This is a genomic window from Mesorhizobium sp. BAC0120, assembly GCF_033542235.1.
Classification (GTDB): Bacteria; Pseudomonadota; Alphaproteobacteria; order Rhizobiales; family Rhizobiaceae; genus JAWRCU01.
Map to the genome: position 1 here is coordinate 298,484 of NZ_JAWRCU010000005.1, position 21,512 is coordinate 319,995.

The following is a 21,512-nucleotide window of genomic DNA, read 5'->3' on the forward strand; positions in this document are numbered from 1 at the left end:
GTAGGCGGGCGGGCTGTACTGACGGTTGACTACATGAGCAGGACCGACTCCAAGGCACAATAGACGTCTACATTGGCTCGGCGCATACTCGCCCCGCATGAGAACATGCGAAAGGACGGGCTGTGGTGCGGGCTCTGCCGCATGACGGGCACATCGAAATCAACGCTGGTACTGGTCGGTGTCAGCCTCCACGAAGCTCGTTGTTGGGACTGGCAGGCCGCGATCAACCCCGACGGTCTGCCCACCTGCTCGAACGCGGGCGTTCGATCTTGGTGTCGGGCAAGTCCGGCGAAATGGAGGCTCGCGTACGACAAGTGGACGGCCAATCCAGTATTCTTGGTCCGTCGAATCGTCAGCCTCCGGTTCTGCCCTTCGAAATCGCAGGTTATGGCGGAGTGTTGCGATGAGGTCCTGCACAAGGAACGTACTCAACTGCCGAATGTGCTTTGCTGCTTGTAGTGTTTTATTGTTGTTGGAGGGCTGTGGGGAACCGAAGCAGGCGGCGATACAACCAACGAAGCCAGCGGTAGGGGTCCGTCCGGCCGTCATGAAAGGGGTCAAGCAATCCTTCGTATTTGTTGGACGGATCCAGGCGGTCAACAAGGTGGAAGTTCGCGCACGCGTGGAGGGCTTTCTCGAAAAGGCTCTCTTCCGGGAGGGCCAGGATGTGAAGGCCGGCGACTTGCTCTACCAGATCGAAAAAGTGCAGTTCCAGGCGCAGGTGGACCAGGCCAACGCAAACTTGGCCTCCGCCGAGGCAGAGACCACAAACGCCGAGCTTCAATACAACCGCAGCTTGGAGCTCTCGAAAAAGGAGTTCAGCGCGCAGTCCGTTGTTGACCAGAATAAGGCTACTCTCGACAGCAGCAGAGCAAAGGTCCTGCAGATGCAGGCTGCGTTGAAGCAGGCGGAGGTGAATCTCCAGTACACCGACATTCATTCACCGATCGACGGCCGTGTCGGCCGCACGACTTACACAGTAGGCAATCTGGTCAATCCGGCCAGCGGGATCCTGGCCACCATCGTCAGCCAAGACCCGATCTATGTCCTGTTCCCGGTCAGCGTGCGCGATCTTGAGATTCTGCGTGAAGCACGCCGCAAGGAGGGTGGCGGCCTTGCCAAGATCGAGATCCTGATCCGCCTCTCAAATGGCAGCGACTATCCCCAGCGGGGCGTTTGGAATCTGACTGATCCGCAAGTCGACCAGCAGACCGACACTCTCATCATGCGAGCCATAATCCCCAACCCGGAAGGGCAACTCATCGACGGCGAGTTGGTAACCGCCGTGATTCAGGAACGGCAGGAGGAGCCGCGGCTGGTAGTTCCGCAGGCGGCCCTGCAGGTCGACCAATCGGGCTATTACGTCCTGGTGGTCGACAATCAGCACAAAGTGGGACAGCGGCCAATCCAGACGGGGCCAAACGAGGATACTGACGTGGTGATTACTTCAGGCCTGCGCGAAGGAGAAAACGTGATCGTCGACGGTATTCAAAAAGTGCGGCCGGGCCAAGAGGTACAGGAAACAGCGATCGCGGGCGGATAGATGATCTCCGATATTTTCGTTGATCGGCCGAGGCTTGCGTTTGTCGTAGCGATCGTCATCACCTTTGCCGGTTTGATCGCGATGTCGGAAATTCCCGTCGCGCAATTTCCCGAAATCGTGCCGCCGCAAGTGTCGTTGAACACACTTTACCCCGGCGCCGACGCCGAGGTCGTCGAAGCAACCGTCGCCCAACCGATCGAGCAACAGATCAACGGTGTCGACAATGCACTGTATTACCAATCGGTGAGCGGTGCCGATGGCAGCTACTCCCTGACTGTCACTTTCGCGCTCGGCACCGATCCGGACATCAATACGGTCAATGTTCAGAACCGTGCTCAGCTCGCAACCCCGCTCCTGCCCGAGGTGGTGCAGCGCGGTGGCCTGACCATCAGGAAAAAATCGGCGGCCCTGCTTCAGGTCATCAACATCTATTCGCCGAAAAACACCCACGACGCTCTGTTCCTCAACAATTATGCGACGATCAATATTATCGATGCCCTGTCGCGTATCCACGGCGTCGGGCAGGCGACCTTGTTTGGCCCGCTCGACTATTCCCTGCGTCTGTGGCTCGACCCCGATCGCCTCGCAGCCTTCCAGCTGACGCCGGCAGATGTGGTCACGGCTGTGCAGAGCCAAAACATTCAGGCCGCGCTGGGTCGGATCGGTGCGGCTCCGAGCCCGCAATTCCAGCAATTTCAACTGACTATTACGACGCTGGGGCGCCTAACGCGAACCGATCAATTCGACAACATTGTCGTTCGCGCCAATCCCGATGGGTCGTTCGTACGCGTGAAGGACGTGGCTCGAGTCGATCTGGGTGCCAAAACCCAGGAGCGTTATAGCCGCTACAATGGTGCGCCCGCGGCGGCGATCGGCATCTATCAGTCACCCGGCGCCAACGCCGTCGAGGTCGCTCGCCAAGTGCGCGAAACAATGGACAGGTTGAAGCAGGCCTTTCCCGACGACCTTGCATATGATGTCTTTTTCGACACGACGGTCTTCGTGACCGCCACCGTCGCAGAGGTCATTCGCACGCTTGTGATAGCATTCGTGCTGGTGGGGCTCGTCGTGTTTCTGTCCCTCGGCAAACTGCGGACGACCTTGATTCCGCTTATCGCCGTCCCCGTGTCGATCATCGGCACGTTCGCGGTCATGCTTGTGATCGGCTATTCCGCCAATACGGTGTCGCTGCTCGCTCTTGTCCTCGCCATCGGCATTGTCGTGGACGACGCGATCGTCGTGATTGAGAATGTCGAACGGACGATCGAAGAAAATCCCGAGCTGTCGATTCCAGAGGCAACCAAGAAGGCCATGGCGGAGATAACCGGCCCGATCATCGCTATCTCGCTCGTACTCCTATCAGTGTTTGTGCCCGTGGCGTTTATTCCCGGGATAAGCGGTCAGCTCTTTCGCCAATTCGCAGTGGCCGTCTCGGTTTCAATGGTCATCTCGGCGGTCAACGCTCTGAGTTTGAGCCCGGCGCTTTGCTCCGTGCTGCTGAAGCGCGGGGAAACGCAACGTGGTCCCATGCGCCATGTCTTGAACTGGATTGATCGGGGGCGCGACGGCTACGTGTCCGTCGTTCGCCGCCTCGTGCGGGTGGCGGTGGTTGGCCTGGTGGCAGTGGCCGCGTTCGCAGCCGCTTCGTGGGGCTTGCTAAGGATCACTCCGCAAGGATTTCTGCCGGCCGAGGATCAGGGCGCTTTCTTTGCCGCCGTGCGGCTGCCGGAGGGCGCCTCGACCAATCGAACCGAACAGCTCGTCGCGCAAGTAGAAGACATGATTAGACCGATTCCGGGCGTGCAGGGTGTCTTGTCAGTCGTCGGTCTCAATTTCATCGACTATGTCGCCGCCTCGAACCAAGCCTTCTTTGTCGTTCGGCTGAAGCCTTATGACGAGCGCACTGACAAATCGCAAACCGTCGATGCGATCATCGCACGCTTGCGACCACAGTTGGCCTCGATCCAAGGCGCCATCGTGTTCCCCTTCAACCTGCCGCCAATCCTCGGCCTGGGCAACACCGGGGGGTTCCAATACGTGCTTGAGGCGTTGCAAGGCCAGACGCCGCGCGATCTCGCGGCCGTGACTCGAGGCCTGCTGGTTGGCGCCAATCAGCAGCCCGAACTTGCTGGCGTCTTCAGCACCTTCGCCGCCGACACGCCGCAGGTCCATCTCGACGTCGATCGCGACAAGGCGCAAGTGTTGGGCGTCAAGATCAGCGATATCTTCAACGCGCTCCAGTCCACGTTCGGCGGCTTCTACGTCAACGACTTCAACCTCTTCGGCCGCACCTGGCAGGTGAATGTTCAGGCTGAAGCGCCGTTTCGCGATGCCATCACAGACATCTATCGCGTCTACGTGCGCAGCAAAACCGGAGCAATGGTCCCGCTCCGGGCGCTGGCTCAGGCGCAGCTTATCCAGGGCCCGCCGGCACTGGTCCGGTACAATGGTTTCCGTGCCTCGCTCATCAATGGCGCGCCCAAGCCCGGCTACAGTTCTGGCCAGGCATTGACGGCGATGGAGCGAATTTCAGCCGCCACTCTTCCTGCCGGCTACAGCTTCGAATGGACGGGTACGGCACTGCAGGAAAAGGTCGCAAGCGGCCAGACCGGGATCGTACTCGGCCTCGCCGTGTTCTTCGCTTATCTCTTTCTCGTCGCCCTCTACGAAAGCTGGAATATCCCGATACCGGTGCTTCTGTCAGTCACAGTCGCTGTCCTCGGGGCAATATTTGCTGTCGAGTGGTCGGGACTCGCATTCGATGTCTATGCTCAGATAGGTCTCGTGGTGCTAGTGGCGCTCGCTGCCAAAAATGGGATTCTGATCGTCGAATTCGCGGTCCAGCAACGGCGTCAAGGTAAGTCGATCCTGGACTCGGCGGTCGAAGGTGCACGCCTCCGATTCCGGCCGGTGATGATGACGAGCTTCGCCTTCATATTCGGCCTTTTGCCGCTCGTCATTGCCCAAGGCGCCGGAGCGCTCAGCCGGCGGGCTGTGGGTACCCCGGTGTTCGGCGGCATGCTTGCTGCGGCTCTTGTCGGGGTTTTTGTCATCCCGATGCTTTACGCGGTGTTTCAGTGGCTTCGGGAACATTCGATCCATCGAAGTCGCTCATCAAAAACCGGGACCAGCTCGGATTCTTCAGTCGGATCGTGAAGCGAACGAGTTTGGCTGGGGCACCCGTGGCGCGAATACGACCTTGCCGAAGGCGAGTATCTGACCCGTCGCAAAGCCATTCCTTGCCCTCGACCCCTGTATCATCGACAACTTTGTTCTACATTTGTTCACAGCATCATGACCAGGGATCGCTCCGAGCTGCTCGCGACCTTGGATGTCGGATCGACGGTATTCGAATAGTCCTGCCGTCCGCTTGTCCTGGGGCAGGGCCCGGACAGCCACGTTTCAGATTCCTGGTCGTTGGAGGGCACGGGGCTTTCCCGTTGGATGCCCTCGTGGCAGCCGACGGCTCAGAGGACTGCCCGAGGAGGCTTCCGGTATGAAGCCCGCTCGCCAAGCGGATTGCCGATTTTCCTGTTGGCATCGAAGGGCATCCGAACTCGCTCGCAGCCGATTTGGGAGAGAGGCGCGAGTCAAACCGCAGGTTATGGGGGTCACGGATAGGGATCTCGGCGATGGCGCGGCTACGGACATAAGTCGCATAAGATAGATTATGGAACTTCCCGAGGTTGGCCGCGCAACGCCGCCAGGACGCTTCCGCTTCTCAGCTGCCTGACCGCAAGGATCACTGATAGACCGCCTCATGCAGGCCGCGGATGTATCCGATGGCGTAAAGGCGACCGAACGCCGAGTAACCAGCATCTTCGTTGCTGTCGCCTTCAACCGTCGGAACGTGATCTGGCCGCAAGACGCCGTCGAACCCGATATCCCTGTAGGCCTTCATGCAGGCGAGCATGTCCGTCTTGCCGGCATCGTGCCAGGTCTCCTCGAAGCGCGTGGGAGTACCGTTCACATCACGGAAATGCACGAAGCTGATCTTGTCGCCGAACCTGCGGATGACCGAAGGCAGGTCGTCCGTCATCAGTGTGAAGTTGCCTTGGCAAAGGGTGATCGTGTTGCTGGCTGAAGGCAACATATCCACAAGCCGCTGATAGTTGTCGACGCTCCGCATGATACGGCTGACGCCCTTGATCGGCGTGATCGGAGGATCGTCAGGGTGCATCGACAATTTCACCCCTGCCCTTTCCGCCACTGGAAGAGTCTTCTTCAGAAAGTACTCCAGATTGGCCCAGAGTTCTTCTTCACTGATCGGAGGGTTGGACGTGATGTCGTCGGGCACTTCGTCGATATTGAAGCTGGTCACGACCGAACCGCCGCGGCTAGGCGTTGCGAGGTTGGTTCGCACCCAGTTGAAGTCGGTCATCCACTCGTAGCACCAGACGGGGATGCCGAGCTTACCCATATTGGTCAGGAGTTCGAGCACGACCTCGATCTCCTCGTCACGGCCCGGCAGGCCGCGCTTGGTCCTGTTGAGCGGCGGCCGCGCTTCGATCACCTTGAGCGCGAAGCCGCCCTGCTCATAGAGGTCGACCATGCGCTTGAGCGGAGCGAGGTCGCATACACGCTCTCCCGGCTGCAGTATTTCGAATGGCAGGCCGCCTACCGCAAGGTCTACACCCGCCTGCTTGGCCAGCTTCCACAAACGGCTGGGGGTCGGAGGGATGAACTCGGCGATCTCAAGCATTGACGGATTCCTCGAGCAGAAAGTGTGACCGTTGAGTTGGTTCAGATCAGCGGCGATGCTTCTGGGCAGCGCGCCAGGTCTCGTATTCACCCTGTGCCTCTGGGCTCAGCGGATAATATTTGCGCAGATCGGCACCTTGGGAGAGCCTGAGCTTGGAGAACTCTTCCCACTCCACGTGCTGGCTTGCCCGCTCCAGCAACTCCTCCGCCTTCGCGATCGGCACGACGACCGCACCGTCATCGTCGGCAATGATGATGTCGCCCGGAAAAACGAGTGCGTTGCCGCAGGCGATCGGGACGTTGACGGCGAAGGGAATGATGTTGGTCTGGGTGTGGTAGTTCGGGGTGACGCCGCGGATCCAGTAGCCCAGGTCGAGCTTGAAGGCCTCGGCGGAATCGCGGATGCAGCCGTCGATGACCACGCCTGCTCCGCCACGTCCGGCGAAGTAGGTCAACATCATCTCGCCGAAGACACCGCTGGCCATGTCACCGCGCGCGTCCACGACAACCACGTCGCCGGCCTGTGCGTGATAGAGCACATGCCGATGCAATTGCTTTTCCGGGTCGTCGTATTCGCTCGCCCCGTAGATATCCTCACGCTTGGGCATGAATTGCAACGTCAGCGCGGGGCCGGCGATCGAGCGCCCCTTTGAATGCGCGACCGGTCCGCGGATTTGGGTGTCGCGGATTCCCATGAGGTTCAATTCTCCGGCAGCGGTCGCGCTGCCGATGGTGCCAAGTGCCTCTACGAGGGCACGCGAGGGACGTTTGATGTCGGGTGTGTGAGTCACTGGATAGAATCCTGAGAAGCGGGGCAGCCGGGGCGCTGTCCGGCCCGGCCATGGAAGTCCGGGCCGGAACAATGGCTACTTGATCTTTAGCTTTTCGATTTCCGCAGTCGCCCACGCGACCGCTGCGTCGGCGCTCTCGCCGTCCACCAGCATCCGCTGAATCGACTGCGTCACGACCTTGGCGTTGAAGACGGCCGACGCCCAGGCTGTCGGAGGGCCGGCGTAACCGTCGACCACACCGTTCTTTGCCATCTCGCCGAGCTGAGCAAAGTCGGGATTGTCCTTGAACAAGGGCATGCTCGTGTAGAGTGCCGGATAGATGGGTAGCCAGCGCCCGCCAACCGTGTTGATGACCTCTTCGTAGCGCTTCGGCTCGAAAAAGTATGTCAGCCAGGCCTTTGCATCATCCGGGCGCTTCGTGTCCTTGCTCACCATCCAGGCGAACGAGGAGATCATCGTCGCGGAGCGCCCCTTCTCGCCCGGGCCGCGGGGAATGGGGATAAGGGCGGTGTCGGCGAGGAGGTCGGGATCGTTGTCGACCATCCACTGATAGACGCTCGGCGGGTTCATGATGAATGCGGCGCGGCCCGTCTGGTAGGCGGTATTGTTGCCGGCATCGTCCCAACTCAAGGTGCTGCGCGGGATCGTGCCTTCGGCGAACATGTCGGCGATGAACTGGTAGCCAGCCACTGTCTCGGCGGAATTCCAGGTCACCTGGGTGCCATCCGGATTGAACATCGCGCCACCGAAGGACCAGACGATCATGCGCGTCAGCGTCTCGGAATCGTTGGCCGTGCCGGTGGGATGCCCGAACGCCGTGATGGTCGGATCCTTCTCCAGGATGGCCTTGGAGGCGGCTCGCAGCTCTTCCAGGGTGGTCGGCAAATTCATTCCGACCTCCTGCAGGAGATCCTTGCGTGCGAACATCGGCACGACATCTACCTCTAGAGGAATACCGAGCGCCTTGCCGTCGTACATCACGGCCGAAACCGTGCTCTCGTAGACGCCACCCTCCACCGACCGCATCTGTGCGAGGATGTCACCTAGCGGCATCGTGACGCCGAGATTGGCGTAGTACTGCACCTGGGGGCTGACCTGCATGAACACGTCGGGCAACGCGCCGCCCTGGATCGCGGCGGCGAGCCGCTCGTTGAGCACATTTGCCGGAACGATGGTGTACTCTACCGAGATACCGCGCTCGCGGCCAAACTCCTGAGCCATCTCCGTTATGCGGTCGTCAGCCTTCTGATTGAAGGCCTGCAGCGCCCAGATCGTCAGATCTGCTGCCTGAACGCCATGCGGCAGCATGAATGCCGCCGTTGCCAAGAGGGCAATTACAAGCTTCTTCATCACGTCTCCTCCGAGGTTGAAGCGTCCAGACAGTTCGTCATCCCTTCACGCTGCCCGCAGCCAATCCTTCGACGATGTATTTTTGCGCCACGATGTAGATGATCAGGATGGGAACGATGGCGATGACGGAACTGGCCATGAGCTGCCCCCAGATGAAGGTGTCGCCCATGATCAGCCCGGTCAGTCCGGCGGTGAATGTCTTGGTGTCGTTGGAATGGACGAACACCAACGCATAGAGGAACTCGTTCCATGCGTGGGTGAAGGCGAAGAGCGCAACGACTGCAAGGCCGGGTATGGCGATCGGCAGCACGACACGGGTCAGAGTCTGAAAGCGGCTCGCGCCGTCCATTACCGCCGCCTCGTCCAGTTCGATGGGGATGGTGCGGAAATAGCCGATCAGCATCCATGTGCAGAAGGGCACGGTGAAGGTCAGGTAGGCAATGATGAGGCCGAGCTTGGTATTCATCAGGCCAAGCGACTGCAGCACCAGGAAGAGCGGGATGAACAGGAGCGACGGCGGCAGCAGATAAGCCGTGACGATGGTGCGGGCAGCGACGCTGCGGCCCCGGAATCTCATTCGAGCGACGGGATAGGCGGCAAGCGCGCCGATCGCTGCCGAAATCAAGGTCACGGCGATCGCGACCTGCGCGCTGTTCCAGACGAACTGAAGAAAGTTGGACTTGAAGAGGGCCGCCTCGAAGTTCGAGAACGTAGGCCGCATCGGATAGAGCGTGGGCGGCGAGGAATAGACCTCGCGCGACGTCTTCAAGGATGTAACGACGATCCAGTAGATCGGCGCCAGAGCCCATAAGAGAGCAAGCACCACACCGATCGCGGTGGCGATTGGACGGATGAGCCTTTCTGTCCGGCCTTGAACCATTTGCGGCCTAGCCCTCGTTCTTCAGCATGCGCCGCGTTAGCAGCACGATAAGCACCAGGAAGACGGGAATCACCGAAACGAGCACAGCCGACCCCAGGCCGAGCTGGCTTTGGATGATGCCGTACTCGTAGGCGAGCGTGGGAAGTATGTGCGTGCGCATGGCGGGCCCGCCGCCCGTCAGAATGAAGACCATGTGGAACGAGTTGAATGTCCAGATGCTGGACAGCATGACGGTGACGAAAATTACCTCGCGCATCTGCGGCAGCGTCACAGAGAAAAAGCGGCGGACAGGCCCGGCCCCGTCGATTGCGGCAGCTTCGTTGAGATCGGAAGGAATGGAGGTGAGCCCCGCCAGGAACATCATGGTGAAGAACGGAAGTCCGTGCCACACCATGGCAATTCCAATCGACCAGAGTCCCAGGTTTGCATCGGACAGCCAGTAGACCGGACGATTAGTGAAGCCGAGGGTCATGGCAAGGTAGCTGAGCACCCCGGCCTGCTCGTCGAAGATCCATTTCCAGGACAGGCCGGCAATCAGCCCGGGTACCGCCCAAGGCAAAAAAACGAGAGCCCGGATAAGGCCGCGCGCGGGCATGCGCTGCGACAAAAGGGCGGCACTGCCCAGCCCGACCACGAGCTTGACAGCCACGACACCCAGCGTGAGCACCAGGGAATTCCACATCGCACGCTGGAAATGGGCATCGGCAAGCAGGCTGGAGAAATTGGCAAGGCCAGTGAACTGGCCTTCCCTGCCAACCATCTGGTTCGAGAAAGCCGTCGAGACTCCGTCAGCCAGCGGATAAGCGATGAAGGCGGCAAATACCGCCGCGGCCGGTGCGAGAAACATGTAGGCCGCGAGCCAGTCAGGTGCTGGCCGCCTCATATGCCGTCGCTGCGGCGATGGCGGCGTCATAAAGCCGTCCGGCAGACGGTTCCGTGCGGGTGCCGCCCCCATCGCTCAGCAGCGCTTCGGCGGCAGTTGGCGCGGGCGACGGGCCGCACCAGTAACGGGCCACGCAGAAGACACAATCGGCCTGCCCTGGCACCCAAATGATCGTTGGCAGAACGTCTGGCAGACGTCCATGACAGCCATCCCTCCCCGGCCCTCCAGCCGCTCATGAGTTTATTATTTGAAACTCATAAGTTCATATGATAACGCAACTAAAGTGGCTGGCAGGGGAAATGTCAAGGGATGCAGGACGAGGAGATCGCGCGCCAGAATCGAAATCCCGCGATCGAGCGGATGATGGCCATTCTTTCCGAGCTCGAAAGGCGTCCCAATGGGCTCGGGCTCAAGCGGCTTGCCGAAAGCACCGGCGTGACGCGCTCGACCGTGTACAGAATCCTGAATTCGCTTGTGGCGCACGACATAGTGCGGCAGCTCGACAGTTCGGATTACGTGTTGGGAAGCCGTCTCTTGTCTCTCGCCGACGCCGTCACCGTCAGCTCTTTGAGCAGCAAGGTCGCCATAACCGCGCAGCCACTTCTGGATGGGCTCAGCTTCTCGCTTGGCGAGACGTGCAAGGCGTCAGTTTACGATCGAGGATTCGTAGTCGTTGTCGCGGTTGCTCCGGGTCGCAAGGCCCACGCTCTGCACGCCCAGGTCGGCGAGTATCTACCGATCCATGCGGGAGGGGCGAGCAAGGTGCTTCTCGCCAATCTTCCCGCTCCGGAAGTCGACAGGTTGCTTGAACGAACCCTGACCCGATTTACTGAACAAACGATCTGCAATCAGGACGAGCTTCGAAGGGAGCTCAAACAGGTTCGGGATCAGGGCTGGGCTCGCGACCACGGCGAGTTCAATATTTCCATAAACTCTTACGCCGCGCCGATCCGCAATCGTGCGGACGAGGTGGTTGCGGCCATCAGCGTGCCCTTCCTTGCCGGACGCGACGCAGCCTATGAATCGATCGTTCTCGATGCCGCGCTTGCGACAGCACAGAAGATCTCCGCTGCCATTGGCTAGGCTACATCAGACCTTCATATTGGCTACCGCCGGCCATCTTGGGGACTAAACCACCAGCTTTTTGTCCCACCACAATCTGAACCCGCCCTCGAAGGCGCGCGTATTGTCGCCGCGCCGGCAGTCCGGCGGCAACTCGTCGAGCTTCTCGACATTGCCGCCGCCGATGACGATATACTCGGGCAGCATGGCGGCGCGCAGGCGCTCCACCACATCGAAGACGCTCTTTCGCCATTTCTTGAGCCCGCGCTTTTCTAGCCCGCGTTCGCCTACATAGTCCTCGAAGGTCTTCTTGCGGTAAGGCAGGTGCGCAAGCTCCATTGGCTGCGCCACATTGTCGACGATCATCGCAGCGCCCAAGCCGGTACCGAGCCCGAGGAACAGCATGCGTCCGCCCTCGTAGCTGCCGATCGCCTGCATCAGCGCATCGTTGATGACCTTGGTCGGCTTACCGAAGCTCTTCGCAAAATCGAATCCGACCCAGCCTGGACCCAAATTCTTCGGGTCGGCCAGCGGCCGGTTGTGGTGCACCGGCCCCGGATAGCCCATCGAGATCACGTCGAAGCTCAGGCCCTCTGCCAGGGCTTTGACCGCGGCCACCATCTCGCTTCCGGTCATGTTCGGCCCGGATTCGGCCTTGCGTTCCTCACCGCCCGTGCTGGTGAGGATTTTCACATGAGAGCCTCCGATGTCGATGGCGAGCACAATCTTCTTGCCGCTTGCCTTCCGCGCCTTCGACATCATTCCTCTCCGACGGTCGATCCCGTCATTTCCGGTCTGCAGCCTCGCATCGAAAGCTATAGGCAGAGTTACCGCGCGAGGTCTGCCGTGCTGGCATTGGCTGCCTTGAACAGCGCCGCGGGCTCTGCTGCGAACACGGCATCATGCGCCCCGGCCGCGGCCCAGACGCGATCATATTGCAGCAGAGCGTCGTCGGCGAATGCAGCGATCGCAATCCGGTGACCGATCGGCGCGACCCCTCCGATGGCAAAGCCGGTTTCGTCGCGCACGTGGCGCGGATCTGCGCGTACCAGAGGCTCGCCGGTAAGCGCGGCGGCCTTGGCGAGATCGAGCTGGTTCGCACCCGATACCAGAAACAGGTAGAGCCTGCTGCTGCGCTCACCTTGGAATACCAGCGACTTGACGATCTGGCCAACCGTGCAGCCGCATTGCGCCGCAGCCTCCTCGGCCGTGCGCGTCGAGGCGCCCATGCGCCTGACCGCGATCTGAAGTCCGGCCGCGGTTGCTGCCTGTTCGACGCGCTCGATGCTACCGGCCATCACTTCAATCCTCTTCGAGAGGCAGTTCTATTCTCAGTCCGTCATAAGCCGGCTCGACGAAATCCGGCGTCTCAGCCATCACAGTCGCATAGTCGAGCGGAATGTGCATATGCGTGAGATAGGCTTTCTTCGGCGCAACGCGGTCTATCCATTCCAGCGCTTCGCCGATCGACAAATGGCTCGGATGCCGCCTGTACTGCAGGGCATCGATGACGAGCACGTCGAGGCCTGTCAGCCGTTGGGCCGTCTCCGGAGGGAAATCGCTGACATCCGGACAGTAGGCCAGCGAGCCGATCCTGAAGCCGAGCGAGATGATGTCGCCATGAACTTGCGGCAACGGCTCGAAGGTGAGGGCCCCCCCCTCTCCTTCTATGACCACCGGCCTGTCGTGCTCAAAAAGCCGTGCCTTCAGGATTGGCGGATACGAGCTGCCAAGCGGCGTGGTGAAGCAGTAGCTGAACGCGTCCATGAGGCGGGCCAGTGTCGGCTGGTCGCAATAGACGTCCATCAGCCGCTTCTGCTCGAGCACGTAACCACGCAGATCGTCGATGCCATGAATGTGGTCGGCATGCGGGTGGGTGTAAAGCGCCGCGTCAAGCCTGCTCACCCCAGCCGCCAGCATCTGCTCGCGGAAGTCGGGCCCGGTGTCTATCACGACCCGCGTGGTCGCGCCGTCCGGGCGGATGCGCTCGGCAAGCGCAGCGCAGCGCGTCCTGCGATTTCTCGGATTGGAGGGATCGCAATTCCCCCAGTCGCCGGTAATGCGCGGCGTTCCCGGCGATGAGCCGCAGCCGAGTATGGTGAGGCGGAAGATATCCCTCACAATCAGGAAACCACTTCAGCCGGTCTCGGCATCTTTTTGAAAAGACGAAAGAAATTTCCCGTCGCTATCCGCGCGACCTCGTCAGTGCTGACGCCCATCGTTTCGGCGAGCACGCGCGCTGTCTCGGCCACGTAGGCAGGTTCGTTCCGTTTGCCTCGATGCGGCACTGGCGCAAGATACGGCGCGTCGGTTTCGACCAGCAGGCGATCTTGCGGCACATCGGCTGCGATCGCGCGCAGCTCGTCCGAATTCTTGAAGGTGAGGATGCCGGAGAAGGAAATGTAGCCGCCGAGCGCAACGCCGACCTCGGCAAGCCTTCGGCCGGAGGAGAAGCAGTGCAGGATGAAAGGGAAAGCCCCCTTCCCGCTCTCCTCCTCCAGTATGGCCGCGATGTCGTCGTCCGCGCTGCGCGCATGGACGACCAGCGGCAAGCCGGTTTGGCGCGCAGCCTCTATGTGCCTGCGGAAGCCTTCCGCTTGTGCCGGTCGGGGCGACTTGTCGTAGTGATAATCGAGGCCTGCCTCGCCAATGGCCACGACCTTGGGATGCGCCGCAAGCCGGACCAGCTCGTCCGACGTGATGTCCGGCTCTTCCGCCGCATTGTGCGGATGAGTGCCTACCGAGCAGAATACTTCGTCATATGCCTCGGCTATGGCGAGAATATCGCCAAAGCGCTTCACGCGTGTGGAGATGGTCACCATGCGTCCGACGCCGGCGGCGACCGCGCGAGCGATCACCGCGGCCCGTTCTTCGGCGAAGTCCGGGAAATCGAGATGGCAGTGGCTGTCGACCAGCATTGCTCGGTCAGCCCTGTTCCGGCTGCTCGACATAGCGCGGAAAGATCGGCTCAGGCGCCGGCAGCCTTGTACCGGAGACGAGCGCGTCGGAGGCATGAAGATTGCCGAAGTTGCGCTTGTCCGCGGGTACCGCCAGGAGATCGAGCAATTTCCCTGCCGACTCCGGAATATAGGGCTGGCAGAGTATCGCCACGCGCCGGATCGTCTCCGCCGTCGTGTAGAGCACCGTCTCCATCCGCTCCGGATCGGTCTTGCGCAGCGCCCAGGGCTCCTGCCCGGCAAAATAGCGGTTGGCCTCGGCGACGACGCTGAAGATCGCCGCGAGCGCTGCATGGATCGCCTGTTCGGCCATTGCCTTGCGCGCCTGGCCAAGTACCGAGGCCGCAAGATCGAGGATCGCGCTATCGGCCTCCCTGAGCTCACTGCGCTTCGGCACCTGCCCACCGCAGTTCTTGGCGATCATCGACAGCGAGCGCTGTGCCAGATTGCCTAGATCGTTGGCAAGGTCGGCATTGGTGCGATTGACGATCGCCTCGTGGCTGTAGCTGCCGTCCTGTCCGAACGGCACCTCGCGCAGGAAGAAATAGCGCACCTGGTCGAGCCCGTAGTGATCGATGAGCGCAAACGGGTCGACCACGTTGCCGACGGACTTGGACATTTTCTCCCCGCGATTGAAGAGAAACCCATGCGCGAAAATGCGCTTCGGCAGTTCGATGCCGGCAGACATCAGGAAGGCCGGCCAATAGACCGCATGGAAACGAACTATGTCCTTGCCGATGATGTGCGTCGCCGGCCAATATGACCATTTTTCGCCCGTCGTGTCCGGATAGCCTGCGGCGGTGATATAGTTGGTGAGCGCGTCAACCCAGACATACATAACGTGCTTCTCGTTGCCGGGGACAGGCACGCCCCAACTAAATGTCGTGCGCGAGATCGACAGGTCCTTCAGCCCGGATTTGACGAAGCTGATGACCTCGTTGCGCCTTTCCGCTGGTCCGATGAATTCCGGATTCTCAGCGTAGAGCGCGAGCAACCTGTCCTGATAGGCCGAAAGCCGAAAGAAATAGGTCTCCTCCTCGTTCCAGGTCACGGGCGAACCGAGCGGTTCGCGGCGCACGCCGTCCTCTCCGACGGTCGTTTCCTTCTCGTCGAAATAGGCTTCCTGCCGCACCGAATACCAGCCGCTGTAGCGGTCGAGATAGATGTCGCCATTTGCTGCCATGCGCTCCCAGATCGCCTTGCAGGCCTTGTAGTGGCGCGGCTCCGTGGTGCGGATGAACTCGTCGTTCGATCCGCCGACGGCTTCGATCATCGAGCGGAATACGGCCGAGTTGCGGTCTGCGAGCGCTTTGGCCGTCACTCCTTCCAGGTCGGCCGTCTGCTGCATCTTGAGGCCGTGCTCATCGGTGCCCGACAGGAAGAACACATCCTTGCCGTCGAGCCGCTGGAAGCGGGCCAGCGCGTCGGTGGCGATCACCGTATAGGCATGGCCGATATGCGGCTTGCCGTTCGGGTAGAAAATCGGAGTCGTTATATAGAATTTTTCGCGTGCCATGAGTGTAGCCGTCCGCCGTGGAATGGAGAGAGTCGCGGGGAAATAGCGTGCGGCGACGACGAAAGCCATCGCGCGCTGAAAACAGCGTCACATTCGAAATGTGTCGTTTAGACGGGCTATCATGCTCAGCACGTGTTGTTTGCGATCCAGATTGTAAGTGTCCGTCTCCAATATCGCAATGCGGGAATTCTGCCAGGCCTCCGATATTCTGTTTGCCCGCTCATTATCCCCGCGCTCGGCCGCCGCGCTTGCTTCGCGCGCCAATATGTCGAGCGCGTGATCGTTGAAGATGCCGAATTGGATGGCCCGGTCACGGCCGGCAACGGCTTCCGCAAGCCGGTGCGTCTCAGTGGCGGGTAGGTTCGACACGGTCACGAGCTTATCGAGCGCTTCCGCGATCTCGACCCCGCCATATTCGGTGAGCATGACGGCGTTACGGACGCTGCCGCCCGCACGGCCAAGCAGCTGTTCGCGCTCTCCCGGGCCGGGCTCTTTGCCGATTGCCGCAAGCGCACGGATCAGATCCTCGTCGCCGAGCGGCTGCATGCGCAGGATCTGGCAACGCGAGCGGATCGTCGGCAACAGCCGTCCCAGCGAATGCGCGATGAGGATGAAAATCGTGCGTGCGGGTGGCTCTTCAAGATTCTTCAATAACGCGTTGGCTGCGTTGGTGTTCATGTCGTCAGCCGGATCGACGATGACGACGCGATAGCCCCCGTCATGAGCTGTCAGCGACAGAAAGCGGCCGACCCGCCGCACTTCGTCGACGGTGAGCGCAGTCTTGAAGGTCTTGGTTTTGTCGTTGAATGGCCGCGTCAGGTGGAGCACCGAAGGGTGCGCACCGCTCGCCACCTGCCGGTAAAGCGACGAACCGGGATCGCGCGGCACAAACATCTGCGGCGCATCTCCTTCGGACGGATGCGCGAGCAGATAGTGCGCGAGCTGAAATGCAAGGCTTGCCTTCCCGATGCCGCGCGGCCCTGCGAAGATCAATCCATGCGGCAACTTGCCCGCACGATGCGCGCCGGCAAGCTGCGCGGCCGCCGCATCGTGGCCGAAAACTTGAACCGTCTCGGACGGCTCAGGGATCTCGTCGAGCGAATCATGCTGCTCGGGGGCAATGCGTTCGTACATGGCGAGCATCAATCGCCGACAGCTTGTGCGACCGCAATGCCCTGCGCATCGAGCGCGGCGAAAACCGCTGTTTCGATTGCCGTCTCCACCTCTTGCGGCGACCCCGAAGCGTCGATGACGACGCACCGCTCGGGTTCGGCAGCCGCGATGGCAAGATAGGCTGCGCGCCGACGCTGATGGATTTCGAGGGTCTCCTTCTCGAAACGGTCTGCGATCCCCTCTCCTCGCCGCACCCCTGCCCGCTGCAGGCCGAGTTCCGGGTCGATGTCGAGGATCAGCGTCATGTCGGGCACCATGCCGTTCACGGTGACATCTTCCAGCGCACGCATGAATTCGGGATCGAGCTCCCCGGTGACGCCCTGGTACACCCGGGAGGAATCGAGAAACCGGTCGCAAAGCACGATCACGCCGCGTTCGACGGCCGGCCGGATCACTTGCTCGACGTGGTCGGAACGCGCCGCAGCGAACAGCACCGCCTCCATCTTCGGCCCGAAGGGCTCCGCTGCGCCGGAAAGGAGCACGTGGCGCACCGCCTCGGCGCCCGGCGAGCCGCCTGGTTCGCGTGTGACAACCACGTCGTGGCCTTCGGCGCGGAGCTTCCCGGCAAGCCGGGTGATCTGCGTCGACTTGCCAGCCCCTTCGCCGCCTTCGAAGGTGATGAAAAAGCCGGAATGCCGGTTATGGAGCGTGCCATGCATAATCGGTATTTAGGGCATGACCGCAAAAAATTGCAGGCTCTTCAGGCAAGATCGTGCTGCATAAACAAACAATTGGCTCGTTCAGCCTTTCAAGCTTGTCAACTTCGTTCGAATCCACCCGGTCAGAAGCTCAGAGATCGCGTCGAATGCCCGCTGATGAAGCGCGCCGATGCCGATGTTCTCGGCGGCCTCGAGCGGCGTTTCCAGCGTAAGCGCATTGCCTGTCCAGACCTTGAGCCTGCCGACCGCCATGCCCTCTACGACCGGCGCCAGCACCGGCCCTTCATACACGATCCGGGCGATCACCTTGTCTTTGTTGTCGCTCGGAATGAGGATCGCGATCGGGCCATTCGCCTTGAGTGTCACTTGGCCCTTCACTCCGCCATAGACGCTCGCTTCACCGACTGCCTCGCCAGCGGCAAACAGCACCTTTCTCTCGAAGGCCTTCATTCCCCAGTCGATCAGCTTGCGCGCCTCTTCCGCACGTTCGCGGTCGTTCGCAAGGCCAGCCATCGCGAGGAACACACGCCTCCCGTTCTGCGCTGCCGAGCCGACGATCGAGTAGCCAATGCCTTCTGTAAAGCCGAGTTGCATGCCGTCGGCGCCGACATCCATGGCAAGCAACGGATTGCGATTCCTCTGGGTGATCTTGTTCCAGGTGAAATCAGGCTGCGCATAATATTTGTAGAAGTCGGGATATTCCTTCCAGATGTGCAGGCCGAGCATGACGAGCTCACGCACGGTAGTGAACTGCCCCTCCTCAGGCAGGCCAGTGGGGTTCTTGAATACCGACTTCATCAAGCCGAGCTCGCGAGCGCGATCGTTCATGAGCTTCGCGAAATTCTCCTCAGAACCGGCCATGCCTTCCGCGACGATGATGCAGCCGTCATTGGCCGACTGCACGACTATGCCCTGGATCAGGTCCTGCAGACGTATGCTCGACTTCAGTGCCGCGAACATGGTCGCTGTGCGGGACGGCGCGCCGCCTGTGCGCCAGGCATGCTCGCTGACCGCGAATGTATCACCCATGGAGCGCTGGCCGGACTTGACTGCCTGGAAGACGAGTTCGGCCGTCATCAGCTTGGCGAGCGAGGCGGGGGGAATGAGTTTGTCGGGATCCTTCGAGTAGAGCACCGTGCCGGTCTCCGCGTCGATCATGAAGGCCTGCTGGGCCTTCGTGTCGAAACGTACGTCCTGCGCTGCTGCATGGCTCATGGTCAGCCCTGCCAAAAGCGTAAGCAAAGCTGCACGTATGATTGTTCGAAGCCCGATCATCAGGAGACCGCCCCAGGGAATTCGTCGCTACCAGGCTGGGCCGCGATCATGACAAGGCTAGCAGCAGTTCGATACCGGTGGAACTATTTGCCAAAACGCTTGTCAGGCCGGGTTACGGTGCATGGACGGACCTTAGTTGCGGACCGCGAGTGCGTCAGGTGCTCCGTTGTCCCAGGCGGCCTGCAGGATATCGTCGATGGAGTGCTTGCCGTCGCTGCGCACCGTGACGGAATACCAGGTGCCGGTCGAATCCTCGGAGCGTTCTATACCGATCCGCCCTGCCCCCTTCAGTGCTGTGGCGATTTGCTCGGCCTTGGCCTTGTCCGCGAATGTTCCGACCGCGACGTAGTTCTCCTCACCTGCGGCCTCGTCGGAATTCTGCCGTTTCAAGGAGGCGACGACGCTGTCGGGAGTCAGGGCGCTCGCACCCATCGCATCGAAGGGCGAGGCAGCCCGCTTCACGCGGCCGTCGGCATAGGACATCAGGCCCGCCACCTGCTGGTTCTGCTGAGGCCAGAGTCCATTCGCAGGCCGGTCGGGGAAGATCGGGCCGAAGGCCGGCAGCTCCGGAAAGCCCTGTGCGAACGCGACGGGAGTGGCTTCAGCCGGCGCAGCGGCTGCCGTATAGGCCACCGTTTCGGCGGCTGGCGCAGCATCGCTCATTACGCCCGGAAACGCTGCCGCGCTCGCAGTCCGAGGAGCGCTTGGCGTCGTCCCGTTCATCGCCACCATGACGCCGGTGGGCAGGCCGTCCGAAGGCTCGGGCCGAGTGCCCTTGCCCGGCCGGTAGGATGCGAGCAGGTAGGCATCGTCCTCGCCGTCGAGGGGCGCGCGGCCGACATATTCGACCTTCACCTTGGCGATACCGGTATTCGAATAGTCCAGCATCTCCGCCGCCCGCCGCGACAGGTCGATGACGCGGTCATGCGCATAAGGACCGCGGTCGTTGACTCGCACGATGACCGAGCTGCCGTTCAAAAGATTCGTCACACGGGCATAGCTCGGCAGCGGCATGGTCGGATGCGCCGCAGTGAGGTGCGTCTGGTCATAGATCTCGCCATTGGCGGTAAGCCGGCCGTGGAAGGCATCGCCATACCAGGAGGCAGCCCCGACCTTTTTATAGTGCCGGTCTTCTTTGGGATAGTACCACTTCCCCGCGACCTTGTAGGGCTGGCCGAGCTGGTCGCGGCCGCCGCCGCGCGGCAGGCGCGAACGCTTGGTCGTGACACGGGGGCTCGCCTTCACGCCATATTCGGATTCCGCGAAATATTCCTTCGAGCGTTTTGGGTTACGCATGCTGTTTTCATGTGTCGTACTGCAGGCAGTCAGAAACGCTGCCGAAGCGGCGAACACAATGAAAGCACTGGTCGTCTTGAGACGCGAACGCGTCGATACTGGCATTTCCAAATTGTCCCCCGACGCTCGGACCGTTCCCTCACGGCACCGGCGCCGCACTCTCCTGTTAATAAGTGCGCACCAAGCCCCTTCATGTGCGCAGAAATTATTTATCACACTATTAACCGACTACGGCGTCAACCCGGCGAGAATGTGGCGCGAAGTTGGCGGGGATGCTCGGCATTCAAAGCGAGGCACAGGAGGTGTAACCTCGTCTGACGACATGACGTTCGCTTCAGACGTGCAACAGTTTAGTAAATAGGAGCGGCGCCAGATCGCTTTCCCCCGGCTTGTCTATCTCACCAGTTTGAGCAACATGCTAAATTGCTCAAATACGGGAGGGTGAACATGAAAGCTTCGTCAATATGCTTCCCAGCAGCCGTGCTGCTGGTTCTCATTGGCATGGTCTGGGGTATCCAGATGGCAATTTCCCAAGATCACTCGGCCATGCCCGCGCACGCCCATCTGAACCTGCTCGGCTGGGTCTCGCTATTCTTGTTCGGGATCTTCTACCACCTTCATCCAGCGATTGACCGGACCGGCCTTGCCCGAGGCCAAGCGTATACTTGGATCGTGGGAACAGTGATCCTGACGATCGGCGTCGGTCTTGTCCATACAGGCCACGAAGTCGGCGACCCGATCGCAGCTGTCGGGTCGCTGATCGTGCTGATCGGCATGCTGATGTTCGGCTGGATCGTCTTGAAGGGCCGCATCAGCGAAAGAGCGGCGGACCGGAGTTTGACGCCCGCCGAATAGTTCCGACCTGCTACAATTGATCCGAGGCGGCGTAAAAGCCGCCTCGGCCGGCGTGGGTATGCTGCAGCGCTCTATCCGACTGAGCCAAAGCGCCCACAGCTACCTCGGATTTGACTTCCTGGTTCGGTTGGCCGACAACAAGGCCATGTCGACAGCGACGCCCACAGCACTTCTGACCTGCCGAGGCCGCCTTCTCATAGGCTGAGAGCCTGGTGTCGCTACCTGCGTGAGCAAGAGCGACGCCAGGATAGAGACCCCCACCCCACTATCGATTTACGGCGTGCCTCACGGCGCGGGCTGATGCGCGACTGCGCAGCCCCCCAGACGCTCGCTCAATCTTGGAGTCTCGTCATGACGTTCAGGTACAGCTTCACGTTTCCGATCAACGGCCCAAACAAAATACCGCGCTTCAAGCGTTGGGCAGCCGAACATGCACCCGATGTGGAAGTAAGCCTTCCCCCTCAGGTGCCGGTAAAGAGTGAGGCGATGACGATCCGCCTTAAATCCGCGGATGATCGCGGGAAGCTTTTGGCCAAGCTCGCGGAGACGCCGTTGGCGTAGCGCAGAGAGA

At 60.9% G+C, this 21,512-nt stretch carries 19 protein-coding genes; 5 read left to right on the forward strand and 14 right to left on the reverse strand.

Annotated features, from left to right (window positions below):
* Positions 1-547: 547 nt before the first annotated feature.
* Positions 548-1,543, forward strand: a complete 996-nt coding sequence (locus tag SAZ10_RS14400; protein ID WP_318609932.1) for an efflux RND transporter periplasmic adaptor subunit — start codon at positions 548-550, stop codon at positions 1,541-1,543.
* Entirely contained in the window at positions 1,544-4,699 is a 3,156-nt protein-coding gene (locus tag SAZ10_RS14405) for a multidrug efflux RND transporter permease subunit (protein WP_318609933.1), read from the forward strand. It abuts the gene before it with no gap.
* Positions 4,700-5,285: 586 nt separating this feature from the next.
* Here SAZ10_RS14405 and SAZ10_RS14410 read toward each other — a convergent pair.
* The 5 genes from SAZ10_RS14410 to SAZ10_RS14430 form a co-directional block, all read right to left on the reverse strand.
* Complete coding sequence (locus SAZ10_RS14410; RefSeq protein WP_318609934.1) at positions 5,286-6,245, reverse strand: mannonate dehydratase; 960 nt, start codon at positions 6,243-6,245, stop codon at positions 5,286-5,288.
* Between the two features lie 46 nt (positions 6,246-6,291).
* Complete coding sequence (locus tag SAZ10_RS14415) at positions 6,292-7,035, reverse strand: ribonuclease activity regulator RraA (protein ID WP_318609935.1); 744 nt, start codon at positions 7,033-7,035, stop codon at positions 6,292-6,294.
* 75 nt (positions 7,036-7,110) lie between these two features.
* On the reverse strand, positions 7,111-8,385 hold the full coding sequence (locus SAZ10_RS14420) for a sugar ABC transporter substrate-binding protein (protein ID WP_318609936.1): 1,275 nt from the start codon (positions 8,383-8,385) through the stop codon (positions 7,111-7,113).
* Between the two features lie 37 nt (positions 8,386-8,422).
* Positions 8,423-9,265: a carbohydrate ABC transporter permease gene (locus SAZ10_RS14425; protein ID WP_318609937.1), complete on the reverse strand. Its 843-nt coding sequence runs from the start codon at positions 9,263-9,265 to the stop codon at positions 8,423-8,425.
* 7 nt (positions 9,266-9,272) lie between these two features.
* The gene (locus SAZ10_RS14430; RefSeq protein WP_318609938.1) at positions 9,273-10,148 is read right to left on the reverse strand and encodes a sugar ABC transporter permease; all 876 of its coding nucleotides are present in this window, start codon (positions 10,146-10,148) and stop codon (positions 9,273-9,275) included.
* A 309-nt stretch (positions 10,149-10,457) separates the two neighbouring features.
* Here SAZ10_RS14430 and SAZ10_RS14435 point away from each other — a divergent pair, with 309 nt between their 5' ends.
* Positions 10,458-11,231 (forward strand): IclR family transcriptional regulator, encoded by a 774-nt coding sequence (locus tag SAZ10_RS14435; RefSeq protein WP_318609939.1) that lies wholly within the window; start codon positions 10,458-10,460, stop codon positions 11,229-11,231.
* Between the two features lie 45 nt (positions 11,232-11,276).
* Here the strand turns inward: SAZ10_RS14435 and SAZ10_RS14440 are convergent, their stop codons facing one another.
* The 9 genes from SAZ10_RS14440 to SAZ10_RS14480 form a co-directional block, all read right to left on the reverse strand.
* Complete coding sequence (locus SAZ10_RS14440; RefSeq protein WP_318610129.1) at positions 11,277-11,969, reverse strand: ROK family protein; 693 nt, start codon at positions 11,967-11,969, stop codon at positions 11,277-11,279.
* A 68-nt stretch (positions 11,970-12,037) separates the two neighbouring features.
* Entirely contained in the window at positions 12,038-12,508 is a 471-nt protein-coding gene (locus tag SAZ10_RS14445; protein WP_318609940.1) for a YbaK/EbsC family protein, read from the reverse strand.
* Positions 12,509-12,512: 4 nt separating this feature from the next.
* Entirely contained in the window at positions 12,513-13,331 is an 819-nt protein-coding gene (locus SAZ10_RS14450; RefSeq protein ID WP_318609941.1) for an MBL fold metallo-hydrolase, read from the reverse strand.
* A gap of 2 nt (positions 13,332-13,333) precedes the next feature.
* On the reverse strand, positions 13,334-14,128 hold the full coding sequence (locus SAZ10_RS14455) for a TatD family hydrolase (protein WP_318609942.1): 795 nt from the start codon (positions 14,126-14,128) through the stop codon (positions 13,334-13,336).
* Positions 14,129-14,135: 7 nt separating this feature from the next.
* Positions 14,136-15,683 (reverse strand): methionine--tRNA ligase, encoded by a 1,548-nt coding sequence (metG, locus tag SAZ10_RS14460; RefSeq protein WP_318609943.1) that lies wholly within the window; start codon positions 15,681-15,683, stop codon positions 14,136-14,138.
* An 87-nt stretch (positions 15,684-15,770) separates the two neighbouring features.
* Entirely contained in the window at positions 15,771-16,817 is a 1,047-nt protein-coding gene (locus tag SAZ10_RS14465; RefSeq protein WP_318609944.1) for a DNA polymerase III subunit delta', read from the reverse strand.
* A gap of 8 nt (positions 16,818-16,825) precedes the next feature.
* Entirely contained in the window at positions 16,826-17,515 is a 690-nt protein-coding gene (gene tmk / locus SAZ10_RS14470) for a dTMP kinase (protein ID WP_318609945.1), read from the reverse strand.
* Between the two features lie 81 nt (positions 17,516-17,596).
* Positions 17,597-18,730, reverse strand: coding sequence for a D-alanyl-D-alanine carboxypeptidase family protein (locus tag SAZ10_RS14475; RefSeq protein ID WP_318609946.1), 1,134 nt, complete (start codon positions 18,728-18,730; stop codon positions 17,597-17,599).
* 192 nt (positions 18,731-18,922) lie between these two features.
* Positions 18,923-20,191, reverse strand: a complete 1,269-nt coding sequence (locus tag SAZ10_RS14480; RefSeq protein WP_318609947.1) for a septal ring lytic transglycosylase RlpA family protein — start codon at positions 20,189-20,191, stop codon at positions 18,923-18,925.
* Between the two features lie 342 nt (positions 20,192-20,533).
* Here SAZ10_RS14480 and SAZ10_RS14485 point away from each other — a divergent pair, with 342 nt between their 5' ends.
* Positions 20,534-20,941: a hypothetical protein gene (locus tag SAZ10_RS14485; protein ID WP_318609948.1), complete on the forward strand. Its 408-nt coding sequence runs from the start codon at positions 20,534-20,536 to the stop codon at positions 20,939-20,941.
* A 351-nt stretch (positions 20,942-21,292) separates the two neighbouring features.
* Positions 21,293-21,502, forward strand: a complete 210-nt coding sequence (locus SAZ10_RS14490) for a hypothetical protein (RefSeq protein WP_318609949.1) — start codon at positions 21,293-21,295, stop codon at positions 21,500-21,502.
* The last annotated feature ends 10 nt before the right edge of the window (positions 21,503-21,512 follow it).